13 protein-coding genes and 3 tRNA genes are annotated in these 12,612 nt (G+C 66.6%); 11 read left to right on the forward strand and 5 right to left on the reverse strand.

What is annotated here, in order from left to right; genetic code table 11:
- Positions 1-172: 172 nt before the first annotated feature.
- From FB461_RS01125 to FB461_RS01135, 3 genes are all read left to right on the forward strand, one after another.
- Entirely contained in the window at positions 173-1,546 is a 1,374-nt protein-coding gene (locus tag FB461_RS01125) for an FAD-dependent oxidoreductase (protein ID WP_142118172.1), read from the forward strand.
- A gap of 126 nt (positions 1,547-1,672) precedes the next feature.
- Positions 1,673-2,551, forward strand: coding sequence for a zinc metalloprotease HtpX (gene htpX, locus FB461_RS01130; protein ID WP_142118174.1), 879 nt, complete (start codon positions 1,673-1,675; stop codon positions 2,549-2,551).
- A 48-nt stretch (positions 2,552-2,599) separates the two neighbouring features.
- Complete coding sequence (locus tag FB461_RS01135; protein WP_142118175.1) at positions 2,600-3,058, forward strand: hypothetical protein; 459 nt, start codon at positions 2,600-2,602, stop codon at positions 3,056-3,058.
- A 207-nt stretch (positions 3,059-3,265) separates the two neighbouring features.
- On the opposite strand, the gene FB461_RS01140 is transcribed toward FB461_RS01135, so the two are convergent.
- Positions 3,266-3,760: a YajQ family cyclic di-GMP-binding protein gene (locus FB461_RS01140; protein ID WP_142118177.1), complete on the reverse strand. Its 495-nt coding sequence runs from the start codon at positions 3,758-3,760 to the stop codon at positions 3,266-3,268.
- A 134-nt stretch (positions 3,761-3,894) separates the two neighbouring features.
- Here FB461_RS01140 and FB461_RS01145 point away from each other — a divergent pair.
- The 7 genes from FB461_RS01145 (at position 3,895) to FB461_RS01175 (ending at position 6,613) form a co-directional block, all read left to right on the forward strand.
- Positions 3,895-3,976 (forward strand) — tRNA-Tyr (locus FB461_RS01145).
- 103 nt (positions 3,977-4,079) lie between these two features.
- Positions 4,080-4,151, forward strand: a tRNA-Thr gene (locus FB461_RS01150).
- 102 nt (positions 4,152-4,253) lie between these two features.
- Positions 4,254-4,330: transfer RNA gene (locus FB461_RS01155), tRNA-Met, on the forward strand.
- 76 nt (positions 4,331-4,406) lie between these two features.
- The gene (gene rpmG, locus FB461_RS01160; protein ID WP_142118179.1) at positions 4,407-4,577 is read left to right on the forward strand and encodes a 50S ribosomal protein L33; all 171 of its coding nucleotides are present in this window, start codon (positions 4,407-4,409) and stop codon (positions 4,575-4,577) included.
- An 8-nt stretch (positions 4,578-4,585) separates the two neighbouring features.
- A complete protein-coding gene (locus FB461_RS01165; protein WP_142118181.1) occupies positions 4,586-5,053 on the forward strand; it encodes an FAS1-like dehydratase domain-containing protein in 468 nt (155 codons plus the stop codon).
- Positions 5,050-5,460, forward strand: coding sequence for a MaoC/PaaZ C-terminal domain-containing protein (locus FB461_RS01170; protein ID WP_142118183.1), 411 nt, complete (start codon positions 5,050-5,052; stop codon positions 5,458-5,460). Before FB461_RS01165 ends, FB461_RS01170 begins: the two co-directional genes overlap by 4 nt.
- A 10-nt stretch (positions 5,461-5,470) precedes the next feature.
- Positions 5,471-6,613, forward strand: a complete 1,143-nt coding sequence (locus FB461_RS01175) for a UDP-N-acetylmuramate dehydrogenase (RefSeq protein ID WP_142118185.1) — start codon at positions 5,471-5,473, stop codon at positions 6,611-6,613.
- Between the two features lie 171 nt (positions 6,614-6,784).
- On the opposite strand, the gene disA is transcribed toward FB461_RS01175, so the two are convergent.
- Positions 6,785-7,870, reverse strand: coding sequence for a DNA integrity scanning diadenylate cyclase DisA (gene disA, locus FB461_RS01180; RefSeq protein WP_142118188.1), 1,086 nt, complete (start codon positions 7,868-7,870; stop codon positions 6,785-6,787).
- Between the two features lie 14 nt (positions 7,871-7,884).
- Positions 7,885-9,267, reverse strand: a complete 1,383-nt coding sequence (gene radA / locus FB461_RS01185) for a DNA repair protein RadA (RefSeq protein ID WP_142118190.1) — start codon at positions 9,265-9,267, stop codon at positions 7,885-7,887.
- Between the two features lie 192 nt (positions 9,268-9,459).
- Here radA and FB461_RS01190 point away from each other — a divergent pair, with 192 nt between their 5' ends.
- Entirely contained in the window at positions 9,460-10,359 is a 900-nt protein-coding gene (locus FB461_RS01190; RefSeq protein ID WP_142118192.1) for a hypothetical protein, read from the forward strand.
- Positions 10,360-10,515: 156 nt separating this feature from the next.
- Here FB461_RS01190 and FB461_RS01195 read toward each other — a convergent pair whose 3' ends face one another.
- Complete coding sequence (locus FB461_RS01195) at positions 10,516-11,214, reverse strand: potassium channel family protein (protein WP_142118194.1); 699 nt, start codon at positions 11,212-11,214, stop codon at positions 10,516-10,518.
- A complete protein-coding gene (locus tag FB461_RS01200) occupies positions 11,207-12,598 on the reverse strand; it encodes a TrkH family potassium uptake protein (RefSeq protein WP_142118196.1) in 1,392 nt (463 codons plus the stop codon). The genes FB461_RS01195 and FB461_RS01200 overlap by 8 nt, the downstream gene beginning before the upstream one ends.
- Between the last annotated feature and the right edge of the window lie 14 nt (positions 12,599-12,612).

The raw sequence follows: 12,612 nt of genomic DNA on the forward strand, positions 1-12,612 counted from the left end.
CGTCTCGGAGGCTGGAATCCCCTTTTTCGGGAGGCTTTTCACATGCTAGCGTCGCGACGCAGTGCTTCCGGCGTGCCCGGAGTGCGCCCGCCGTGCCCTACGTCACAGTAAAAATCAGGCTCCGGTGGGACAATTGATTGTTCGAACGTTCCGAGAGAGTTGAGGACTGAGCGTGACCACAAACCACCCCGTGCGAGTGGCCGTCATTGGTGCAGGACCGGCCGGTATCTACGCCGCCGACATCCTGTCGAAGACCGACGTCGAGGTGTCTATCGACCTCTACGAGCGGCTACCGGCCCCGTTCGGCCTGGTTCGATACGGCGTCGCTCCGGACCACCCGCGCATCAAGCAGATCATCAACGCGCTGCACAAGGTGCTCGACCGGGGGGACATCCGCCTGATCTCGAACGTGGAGATTGGCGTCGACGTCACGATCGACGAGCTGCGGGAATACTACGACGCCGTCATCTTCACCACTGGCGCCATCCTGGACGCCGAACTGAACATCCCAGGCATCGACCTGGACGGGTCGTACGGCGCCGCCGACTTCGTCTCCTGGTACGACGCCCACCCGGACTACTCGCCGGAGTGGCCGCTCAGCGCCCAGCACGTCGCCGTGATCGGCGCGGGAAACGTGGCTCTTGACGTCGCGCGCATCCTCGCGAAGCACGCTGACGACCTTCACTCGACCGAGATCCCGGACCACGTCTACCACGCGCTCAAGGCCTCGCCGGTCACCGACGTCCACGTCTTCGCCCGCCGTGGCCCGGCTCAGGCGAAATTCTCGCCGCTCGAACTGCGCGAACTGGGCCACGTGCCCGACGTCGACGTGGTCGTCTATCCCGAGGACTTCGAGTTCGACGAGGGGTCGATGGCGGCCATCCAGGGCTCCAATCAGACCAAGCAGGTCGTCAAGACGCTGACGGACTGGGCGGTGATCGACCCGGCAACGCAGACCGCGAGCCGCAAGCTGCACCTGCACTTCTTGTCGGCGCCGGCCGAGATCCTCGACACCGACGGGGACGGCAAGGTTGACGTGCTCCGCACCGAGCGCACCAAGCTCAACGGCGACGGCACCGTCAGTGGCACCGGTATTTATCACGACTGGCAGGTGGGCGCTGTCTACCGAGCAGTCGGGTACTACGGCAGCCCGATCGCGGGCGTGCCGTTCGACTCCGATCGCGGCGTGATCCGGAACGTTGCTGGCCGAGTCGTCGACGATTCCGGCGCGCAGGTTCCCGGCCTGTACACGTCCGGCTGGATCAAGCGCGGTCCGGTGGGCCTGATCGGCTCGACCAAGTCCGACGCGAGCGAGACGATCGCGAACCTCGTCGAGGATGTCGCGGGCCTCGCCACCGCGCCGAAGCCCGCCCCCGAGGCCGTCATCGATTTCCTCACCGAGCGCGGCGTGCCGTTCCTGAAGTGGGACGACTGGCTGCAACTCGACGCGTTCGAGCGCTCGCTCGGAGAGGCCGAGGGCCGCGAGCGGATCAAGGTTCCCACGCGCGAGGGCATGATCTCAGCGGCGCGCGGCGTTCGCGCCTGACCCCACTTCATAGGGCTTCGCTGACAGTTGCGCTGTCAGCGAAGCCCTAAGTCTTTTGTCAGTCGCGGTCCCTATTCTCGTAACTAGGCAGGCATTGCCGCGAGGGTTGAAGGGACGTGGATTTCGATGGGCATCTCGAGAGGGCACCACAACGGGCTGAAGACTGCGCTGCTGTTCGGCGGCATGTGGGCGGTGCTCTTGGGCATCTGGGCTCTCGTCGGGAATGGGTCCTCCTCGCTGCTGATCCTGTTCTGCGGCGTCGGCCTCGTGAGCACCGCCCTCGGGTACTGGAACTCGGCGTCGATAGCGATCCGCTCCATGCAGGCCTATCCCGTGACCGAGCAGGATCAGCCCGCCATGTACCGCATCGTGCGCGAGCTGAGCGCCACGGCCAACCAGCCCATGCCGAAACTCTATGTGTCACCAACCGCGGCGCCCAACGCATTCGCGACCGGGCGCAACCCGCAGAACGCGGCCGTCTGCTGCACAGAGGGCATCCTGCAACTACTCGATGAGCGAGAGTTGCGCGGCGTGCTGGGCCACGAACTCATGCACGTGTACAACCGCGACATCCTCACGGCCTCGGTAGCATCGGGGATCGCGGGCGTGATCTCCACGGTGGCTCAGTTCCTGCTGTTCTTCGGCGGCGGCCGCGACCGCAACAGCGCTAACCCGCTCGTGGCCATCCTCATCGCCCTGCTCGCACCGCTCGCGTCCGCCATCATCCAGATGTCGATCTCGCGCACGCGCGAGTACGACGCGGACGAGGATGGGGCCGCCCTCACCGGTGATCCGCTCGCGCTCGCCAGTGCGCTGCAGAAGCTCGAGAGCGGAACCCGGCGCGCCCCGCTCCCGGACACCCCCAAACTCGAGAACGTCTCCCACTTGATGATCGCCAATCCGTTCGGCGGCACAGTCCGCTCTCTCCTCGCGACCCACCCGCCGATGGACAAGCGCATCGAACGCCTCCGGCGAATGGCTGGCGGGCCGGTCACCTACTACTGAGCCTTGCCCCGTTGAGGCTCGCAGGGCCATCCGTGGGATGCTAGGACGATGGAGTGGATTGGCACGGCCGCCCTATGGGTCGTAGGTAGCATCGTCGGGATCGTCATCTTGGTCTTCGCGGTCAAGTGGTTCGCCCAGCCCGACGAGAACGGGGCCGGCGGCGGTGGGGGTATGTTCGGTGGCCTGGACGAGGCCTTCAACCCCGGCCAGCACAACGCCAACCTCGAAATGGAACGGCGACGGCACCTCCCCGTCGAGTCTGCAGTCCCCGGTGACCGTGCCTGGGAGTCAGACGCCATGCGCATCGGTTACGGCGCCGACGGTACGCCGGAGACGATCGTCCTGAAATCCGCGCGCGCGGGCAGGGCGGCGCAGGCCTCGTCCACGAATGGATCCGAGCCGGAACTCAACGAGACGGCGGAACGCATCGAAGCCGCTGACGCGCCTGACAGCGACGAGAGCGCGGCCAACGCTCCGGACGCAACCGAGGACGATACCCCGGCCTGATTGAGGTAGCCCGGTTTTCTGCCAACGCTCCGGGCTCGTTTCGGACCGAATCATCGGCCCGGATGTCGCAACCGCGCTACGCCCGTCGCCGCAGAGGCGAATCCGCGGTTCAATTGGCTCTCGCGAGCGCGCGGGCCAATCGCTGGCCGTACCGTCCGGTGGCTTCGTCACCTTCGGCGGACGCGCCCTGGCGACGGACGAGTTCGCCTACCGGTAGTTCACGAACTGGAGCGCAACGTCCAGGTCCGACCCCTTCAACAGCGTGATGACATCCTGCAGGGCGTCGCGGGACTTCGAGGTGACGCGCACCTCGTCGCCGGTGATCTGCGTCTTGACCGTCTTGGGCCCCTCGTCGCGGATGATCTTGGTGATCTTCTTCGCGGCCTCCGAGCTCAGGCCTTCCTTGATCGACGCCTCGAAGCGGTACTCCTTGCCGGATGGCTTCGGCTCGCGGTCGCCGACCTCCAGCGACTTCAGCGAGATGCCGCGCTTGATGAGCTTCGTCTCGAACACGTCCAGGATCGCCAGCACGCGCTCCGCCGAGTTGGCGATGAGCAGGATCTTCTCGCCGCTCCATGCGATCGAGGCGCCCACATTCTTGAAGTCGTAGCGCTGCGAGACCTCCTTGGCGGCCTGGTTGAGCGCGTTGTCGACCTCCTGCCGGTCCACCTTGCTCACGATGTCGAACGATGAATCTGCCACGGTCGTCTCCTTGGAAATGCGGTGAAGTTACCTCAAGATTAGGCGGGCGGGCGCGGGGGAGCGAATCGCGATCACGGACCGATTTCGCAACTCGGCCAACTCCTAGTAAAGTAATCACGCCCGGCAACGGGCGAGGCGGGTTGCCCGAGCGGCCAAAGGGAGCTGACTGTAAATCAGCCGCGTCATGCTACGGGGGTTCGAATCCCTCACCCGCCACGGAACTGCACGTTTATCGCCTGGGGCTTCGCCGCCTCGGTGATGGTGTGCAGCAATGCCCGATTTACTCGTGGCCGCATGTTGCGGTACTGTAGTCGGCGCTGCCCCCGTAGCTCAGTGGTAGAGCGCAGTCTTGGTAAGACTGAGGTCATGGGTCCGATTCCCATCGGGGGCTCTGGTGATGCACAACTTCCGCCTCGGAATAGCGAGGCGCGAACGATTGTTCAAAACCACGTGACGACACCAGCTCGCGCATGCGAGAGTCGGCACGATATGCGGCGGGGTAGCTCAGCTGGTTAGAGCGCACGGCTCATAATCGTGAGGTCGCGGGTTCGAGCCCCGCCCCCGCTACCAGCATTGAATGAAGCGTGTTCGACCGGCGACACGCGATGACGATCATGCGCCGCAAGGCGCGAGAGGTGGCAGTACCGTGGCAAGCAAGTCGACTGACGTTCGCCCCAAGATCACGCTCGCATGCGTGGACTGCAAGGAGCGCAACTACATTACGAAGAAGAACCGCCGCAACGACCCCGACCGTCTCGAGCTGGCGAAGTTCTGCCCCCGCTGCGGCCGTAAGACCCAGCACCGCGAAACCCGCTGATTCACCCAGTGGTTGACGTCAGCTTCGAAGGGCGCGAATACGCGCCCTTCGGGCCATATCTGGTCGGCCGGGAGAAGATCCGCGAGTTCGCCAGCGCCGTGGGCGCTACTCTCGCGCACCATCACGACGTGGCTGCCGCGCGTGCCGCTGGCTACGCCGACGTCGTTGCGCCGACGACCTTCGCCGTCGTGATCGCGCAGCGTGCCGAATCACAGCTCATCGAGGACCCCGCGGCGGGAATCGACTTCTCCCGCGTTGTGCACGCGGACGAGCGCTTCGATTATGCGCGCCCCCTGGTGGCCGGCGACGAGGTTCTGACGATCCTCCACGTGGATTCGATCAAGGAGCGCGCCGGACTCGCGCTCGTGTCCACCCGCTGCGAAATCGTTAGTGCCGCCGACCCGCAGGATCGCATCGCGACCGTGCGCTCCACCCTCGCCGTGCGCGCAGCGGAGACGAACGGGGCAGCGTCATGAACGCCGCAGAACTAACCGTCGGCCAGATCGTCGCCGAGCGTGAAGTCGTCTTCGACCGCAAGCGCCTGGTGCAGTACGCCGGAGCATCTGGCGACTTCAACACGATCCACTTTTCCGATGCCATCGCCGAGCAGGTCGGGCTGCCCGGCGTCATCGCCCACGGCATGCTGACCATGGGCGCTGCCGTCGCCGTCCTTGAGGACTGGCTGGGCGACCCCGCCGCGATCATCGACTACCAGACGCGCTTCACACGTCCGGTTCCGGTGCCTGCCGTCGGCGATGTGACCCTTACCGTGACCGCCACCGTGGGCGCGCTCACGGACGAATCGGTGCGCTTCGACCTGGGCGTGACGCTCGACGGCGCCAGGGTCCTGACCAAGGCGCAGGCTGTGGTCAAGCTCGACTAGAGTCGAGTTCATGCCAGCATTCGATGAACTTACCACCCTGCGCGTCGGCGGCCCCGCCGACGATTATCGCGAGGTTTCCACCGAAGCTGAATTCATCGAGACCATCCGCGAATGCGATGACGCCGGGGTGCCGTTGCTGGTGCTAGGTGGCGGTTCCAACCTGGTCGTCTCGGACGAGGGCTTCGCCGGCGTCGTCGTGCGGGACGTTCGCTCCGGGGTGAGCCCGCAGAGCCAGGACGCATGCGGCGGTGTGTCGTTCGACGTCGTGGCCGGGCACTCGTGGGACGCGCTGGTCCTGGAGGCCATTGAGAACGACTGGGTCGGTTTCGAAGCGCTGTCCGGCATCCCCGGAACCGTCGGGGCCGCTCCCGTGCAGAACATCGGCGCCTACGGCCAAGAGGTCGCCGGTGCGGTCGCGAACGTGCGCGTCTGGGATCGCGTGGCGGGCGCCGTCAGAACCTTCGCCGCCAGCAGGCTCGGGTTCGGCTACCGCTCGTCGATGCTGAAGGCCTCGATGTCTGCGGCGACGGAACTTCCGGGCGCACCCTGGTATCCGAGCCCCGCCTACGTCGTGCTGTCCGTGAGCTTCCAGGTGCGTTTGGCGTCCTTGAGCGCTCCCATCGCCTACGGGGAACTTGCCCGCACGCTCGGCGTCGAAGTGGGTTCCCGCGTTCCGAACTCCGCTGTGCGCGAGGCCGTATTGGCGTTGCGCGGCGGCAAGGGGATGCTGCTCGATGACCCGACTCGACCGGACTACGACCGCTGGAGCGCCGGATCGTTCTTCACCAATCCGATCATTCCGGTCGAGCTCGCGGCCGACCTCCCGGACGGCGCTCCACGGTATCCGGTCCGCTCGCCGCTGCCGCAGTTCACCACAGGGCCCAGCCTGGGGGCGGTGCGCGAGGACGTCGTGAAGACATCGGCGGCCTGGCTTATCGAACACGCAGGATATCCGAAGGGGTATGGGATCGCGGGCGAGGACAGTCCCGCGCGGCTGTCGACCAAGCACACGCTCGCGGTGACGAATCGCGGCTCGGCGAGCGCCAGTGACGTGATTGCGCTGGCGCGTGAGGTGCGATCCGGTGTGCAGCAGAGATTCGGTATTCGGTTGGAGGCCGAGCCGGTCCTCGTCGGCGTCAGCCTCGACGAGTAGGCTCCGGGGGATCCTCACGAGTTCCGCGCGCCGCTTCGGGGCATGATATTGCCGTTCACCGGCATGTATTTCATACCCCGAACGGCAATATGGTGCCGCGAACCGACGGGGGGCGAGGGCCTATGCGGGGGTGGCCCGACCGGATCGCTGATCCGATGGGCGGCTCGCGGACTACACGTACCGTTCGAGGATCGAGGACTCGGCTAGACGGGAGAGCCCCTCCCGCACGGCGCGGGCGCGCTGTTCGCCAACGCCGTCGACCGTCATCAGTTCATCGACGGAGGCGGCCAGGAGCTTCTGCAGGCCGCCGAAGTGACCGACCAGCCGGTCGATGATGATCGGTGGCAGGCGGGGGATGCGATTCAGTAGGCGGTAGCCGTGCGGTGCCACGGCGGCATCGAGTGCCTCGCCCCCGCCGGGCATCTCCAGTACCTTGCCGATCGCGGCCAGGTCGAGGAGTTGCGCCGAGTCGAGCGAGTCCAGTTCCGACAGAACGGAATCGACGCTGCGGTCCCGGGCGGCGAGCTCAACGTAGTCGCGGATCACGGCCTCGCGGTCGGTTGAGACGCCGGAGATGAGCTCGTCCAACTGGAGCGCGAGGAGGCGGCCATCGGCCCCGAGTTCTACAACATAGCCGCCGATCTCGTCGGAGATGCGGCGCACCATCTCCAGGCGCTGAACCACGGCGCAAACGTCGCGGGACGTGACCAGGTCCTCGATCTCCAGCGCGGAGAGCGTCCCGGCGACCTCGTCGAGCCGGGCGCGGTAGCGTTCGAGCGTCGCGAGGGCCTGGTTCGCCCGCGCGAGGATCGTGTCGGTGTCCTCCAGCACGTGGCGGGAGTGGCCGACGTAGAGGGCGACGATCCGCATCGACTGACTCACGGAGATGACCGGCAGGCCGGTTTGCTTGGCAACGCGCTCCGCGGTGCGGTGCCTGGTGCCGGATTCCGATGTCTCGATGTTTGGATCGGGAAGCATCTGCACGGCGGCCCGCACGATCCGGTTGGATACCGGGTCGACCACGACGGCGCCGTCCATCTTGCACAGTTCGCGCAGCCTGGTCGCCGAGAACGGGACGTCGAGCACGAATCCGCCGGAGGAGATCTCCGCGACGACATCGTCCATGCCCAGCACGATAAGCGCGCCGGTTCGCCCGCGCAGGATGCGTTCGAGCCCATCACGCAACTCCGTACCGGGTGCCACAGCAGCCAGCGTGGTGAAGAGGAGTTCGTCGTGATGATCGAGTGTGTTTGCCACATCGATGAGTCTAGTTACGAAATGGCGAGATTCTCCGCTTGGGCGAGCGTGTCGGCCTCGATGACGTTCATGGGCACGGACACCTGGTCCGCGGATCCGGCCGGGACGATCGCCCGGTTGAATCCGAGCCGGTAGGCCTCCGTGAGCCTGCGCTGCAAGCCTGCGACCGGTCGCAGGTCGCCCGACAGGCCGACCTCTCCGAAAGCTACGAGCGAGCGGCGAAGCGGGCGATCCCGAGCCGAGGACATCAGCGCCAGCGCAATCGCCAGGTCGCAGGCGGGTTCGTTGGCGCGTGCGCCGCCCACCGTTGAGACGTACACATCGGCGCTACGATTCATGCCCTGGCGGACGTGTCGCTCGAGAACGGCGAGAATCATCGCGACCCGCGGCGAGTCGATGCCCGAGGTCGTGCGCCGCGGATTGCTCGCCACCGCGTCCGTGACCAGGGCCTGAATTTCAGTGGTCAGGGGCCGCTTGCCCTCGAGAGTGACTGTGACGCACGTTCCTGCCACGGTTCCCGCATCGCGTGAGAGGAAGAGTTTCGAGGGGTCCACGAGCGAGCTGATCCCGCCGTCGGTGAGTTCGAAGCACCCGACCTCGTCGGTCGCCCCGTACCGATTCTTGACGGCACGCACCAGCCGCAGCGGAGTGTGCCGGTCACCCTCGAACTGGCATACGACATCCACCAAGTGCTCAAGGGTGCGCGGGCCGGCAAGCGTGCCGTCCTTGGTGACATGCCCCACGAGAAGCACGGGCAGCCCGCGCGCCTTGGCCGCGGCGATGATGGCCGACGCGACCTCTTTGACCTGGCTGACGCCACCGGCCAGGCCATCGACCTCGCTGGACGCGATCGTCTGGACGGAGTCCACGATCAGCAGTCCCGGTGACGCCTGCTCGATGTGCCCCAGCACTGCACCGAGGTCGGTTTCGGATACCAGGAGCACGCCGGGGTTCATCGCCCCGATGCGCTCGGCGCGCATGCGCACCTGCGCGGCCGATTCCTCGGCCGTCACGTAGAGAACAGTCCGGTCTTCCCGGCCGTAGTGCCCCGCGACGTCCAGCAGGAGCGTGGACTTGCCGATCCCCGGTTCGCCGGCCAACAGCACGACGGCTCCCGCGACGAGACCGCCGCCGAGCACGCGGTCGAACTCGCTCACCCCGGTGGGCCCGGCTGTCGTCGCGTCGGCCTCTACCTCGGTGATGGGCAGGGCGACGACCTTGCCGGGCGCCACCGCGGTCGTGCGGGGGCCGGAACTCGCCGCAGCCTCCACCACCGTGCCCCACTGCTGGCATTCGCCGCAGCGACCCACCCATTTTGCGGTGCGCCAGCCGCACTCGGTGCAAGTGAATTCCGGGCGCGCCTGCCTGGCGGATGACTTTCGGGTGTTGGTCGCCATGCGACTAACCTAGCCGCACCCTGGGACAGGGACGTTGCCGCCGCCGGGGCCGTGCATCAGCGAGCCGGATCGATTTCGTGGCGCGCGCCGCGAATCGTCCCTAATTTGGAGTCCCGGTTGGGTATCGTCGCCCTAGGCGCGGCGTGGCTATCGGCCGCCCGCGAGGAAAGCGATGTGAGGAAGTGGCAACGGATGAGTGACGGACCAGTCTTTCCGCCCGTGCGTGGCGGCAGCGATGGCGGCCGGTCAGGCGGGCAGCCAGCGGATGACCAACTCGGCTCTGGAACCCAAGCCACTCCCGCATCCGACGCATCCCACACGGGCCCCATTGAGGGCGCCGCGACGGCTCCCGTCGCACCCGCAGGCGCGCTGGCGGACGAGCCCGCCGAGCACCTCGCCGACGTCATCCTCGGCGGCGACGCCGACGGAAACGCCGAGGACGATTCCGACGCTGCGGAGTCCGAAGCGCCCGAGGACGCCAGCGAGGATCAGGACGGCAAGAAGCGCTTCGCGTGGTGGGTGTGGGCACTCATCGGGGGCGGTGCACTGCTCGTCATCGCCGGGGTCGTCATCGCGATCGTCTCGTCGAGAAGCGGCGCGCCCGCGCCCGCGCCGACGGTCACTGTCACGGCAGATGCGCCGACACCGGCGGGGACGCCATTCGAACGCGGCACGGGCAGCGAACTCTTCCAGGCCATCCCCGCGACGGGCAATCAGTTCACGTTGACGGCCCTCGCTGACAACGCCGCCTGGGTGGACGACCGCGACGCGATCGAAGCGTACGATGCTACGTACACCGCCACGATCGACGGTGCGGAAGTTACCCTCTCCGTCACGATCGGCCAATGGGGCGATGCCGACGAGGCAGCCGAGGCGGCGAAGGTCGTCACCGCCGAGACCGTGGGAACGGACACGGCACTGAGCGACGTCAGGGCTGGCGACGCGGTGGTGGGAAACCTGTGGGCGCCATTGGCGGGACTGCCCGGCGATGCGACGCCTGCGGGCCTCGTATGGACCAACGGCTCGACGGTCATCGCGCTCACCGGCCCCGGGGACCAGCTCCAGCGCTTCTACGACGGCTACGGGCTCTGACGAGGGCTTATCCTTCGCGGTCACCGTCCGGCTTGCTCGCTCGGTCAGTTTCGACGGTTCCTCACTCTGCCCGCTCGATCTTGCGTCGCCCGCTCGATCTTGCGTCGCCGCCCGTCACGCCCGCCGGCCCCGACGATCCTCGGCTGGTTTGTGCCGCTACGGCCTGGCCGCGAATCGGTCCAGCAGTTCGGAGTGGCCCGAAACGATCAGCAGGTCGGAGGCCGAAATGCGCGTCTGCGGTGTCGCGTAGACAAAGTCCTCGCCGGGTGATTTCACCCCGATGATCGTCACGCCGTACTTGGTGCGGACTTTGGACTGCTCGATGGTGAAGCCCTGGGTCTCCTTGGGCGGGCGCATCTTCACGATCGTGAAGCCATCCTCCACCTCGATGTAGTCCAGGAGCTTCCCCGAGACCAGGTGGGCGACGCGCGCTCCCGCGTCCGCCTCCGGAAAGACCACGTGATGGGCACCGATGCGCTGGAGAATACGCCCGTGCTCGGCGGACACGGCCTTGGCCCAGATCTGCGCGGTGCCCATGTCGACGAGGTTCCCGGTGACGAGAACGGACGCTTCCAGCGACGATCCGATGCCCACGACGACGACCGGAAAGTCTCGCACGCCGATCTGTTCCAGGGCTTCGGGGCTCGTGGCGTCTGCCTCCACCGTGGGGATGCGGTCGGCGTAGAGCTGGATGAGGGCGGGGTTCCGTTCGATGACGAGCACCTCCTGGCCGAGCCGGTCCAGCGTGGTGGCGATGGCGGAGCCGAAGCGCCCGAGCCCGATGACGAGTACTCCGCCACGCTTGGAACGCCGCGGCTGGTCGGCCGTCCTGAACGACGAATGTAGGTCAGCCAATGATCGGCCTTTCTTCTGGGAGGCGGATGACGCGCCGCCGCTCGCGAATCGCGAGCGCGGCGGCGACCGTCATGGTTCCTGTTCTGCCGACGAACATTAGTGCGGCGAGAACGTATTGGCCCGCTGGGGGAAGCTCGGCGCTCAGGCCGGTGCTCAGTCCCACCGTGCCGAACGCCGAAATCGACTCGAACAGCACGCGGTCGAGCGTCGAGCCGGAGATCTGTAGCAGCACCAGCGACGTGATGAGGATGGTCGTGGCGCCGATGAACACGACCGCGACCGCGAGCCGCAGCGTCTCCGGCGGGATCCGGCGCCCGTACGCCTCCACGTCCCGATCTCCGCGCGCCTCGGCGAAGATGGCGAGAATGATCACAGCGAGGGTCGTCACCTTGATGCCGCCAGCGGTGGATGCGGAGCCGCCACCCACGAACATAAGCGCATCCGTGATAAGCCAGGTGGTCTCGTGGGATTGCGAGACATCGAACGTCGCGAGGCCGCCCGAGCGTGGCATCACGCCCATCATGAGTCCCTCAAGCAGCTTGCCCGGCCCCGACAGCCCGCCGATCGTTGCCGGGTTGGACCATTCGGTCAGCAGGAACAGTGTGCTGCCGATCAGCAGCAGGAGGCTGGAGGTTACGAGCGTGAGCTTGGTGTGCAGGGAGAAGTGGCTCCAGCGACGCTTGCGCGTGTGTCGGAGCGTGCGCAGGACGTTCAGGATCACGGGAAAGCCCAGTGAACCGATGAATACGCCGATGATGATGGGCAGGAGCAGCAGCCAGTCGCTCTGGTGGGCGGTCAGGCCGTCCGCCGTGGGAACGAAACCCGCGTTGTTGAAGGCGCTGACCGCGTAAAACAGCGAGTGCCACAGTGCCTCGCCCACGTTCTCGCGCAGGGCAATGAAGCGCGGTGTCAGCAGCAGGGCGAGCGCGATCTCCAATGTGGTGGAGGTGACGATAACCACACGGATCAGCGAGCCGACCTCCCCGAGGCGCGTCGTCTTGGTCTCCGATGCCGTGATGAGTTTCTGGGTCAGGCCGATCCGGCGGGATACTGCCAGGCCGAGGATCGAGGCGAGGGTCATCACGCCGAATCCGCCAACCTTGATGCCTATCAGCAGGACGACGTGGCCGAACGTCGACCAGTAGATGCCGGTGGGCACGACGGTGAGGCCGGTGACCGAGACCGCCGAGGTCGCCGTGAACAACGCAGTCACTCCGGGGGCGCTGTGCCCCGAGGCGGTCGCCTGCGGCAGCATCAGCAGGAGCGTGAAGAATCCGATGACGCCGGCGAAGGCGAATATGGCCAGGCGTGCGGGAGATTGGCGGGCGATGCGATCGATGAGGTCGCGCACCGCGCTCGGCGCGAAACGATCTCGCAGTGTCATCCGCCCTCCTTTTC

The sequence above is a fragment of the Rarobacter faecitabidus genome (assembly GCF_006716265.1).
Lineage (GTDB): Bacteria > Actinomycetota > Actinomycetes > Actinomycetales > Cellulomonadaceae > Rarobacter > Rarobacter faecitabidus.

Excerpts from the sequence above, each read along its gene's own strand:
- FB461_RS01170 (WP_142118183.1), top strand. The coding sequence starts at position 5,050 with ATGAACGCCGCAGAACTAACCGTCGGCCAGATCGTCGCCGAGCGTGAA.
- htpX (WP_142118174.1), top strand. The coding sequence starts at position 1,673 with ATGGGCATCTCGAGAGGGCACCACAACGGGCTGAAGACTGCGCTGCTG.
- FB461_RS01135 (WP_142118175.1), top strand. The coding sequence starts at position 2,600 with ATGGAGTGGATTGGCACGGCCGCCCTATGGGTCGTAGGTAGCATCGTC.
- radA (WP_142118190.1), bottom strand. The coding sequence starts at position 9,267 with ATGGCGACCAACACCCGAAAGTCATCCGCCAGGCAGGCGCGCCCGGAA.
- FB461_RS01175 (WP_142118185.1), top strand. The coding sequence starts at position 5,471 with ATGCCAGCATTCGATGAACTTACCACCCTGCGCGTCGGCGGCCCCGCC.
- FB461_RS01190 (WP_142118192.1), top strand. The coding sequence starts at position 9,460 with ATGAGTGACGGACCAGTCTTTCCGCCCGTGCGTGGCGGCAGCGATGGC.
- FB461_RS01200 (WP_142118196.1), bottom strand. The coding sequence starts at position 12,598 with ATGACACTGCGAGATCGTTTCGCGCCGAGCGCGGTGCGCGACCTCATC.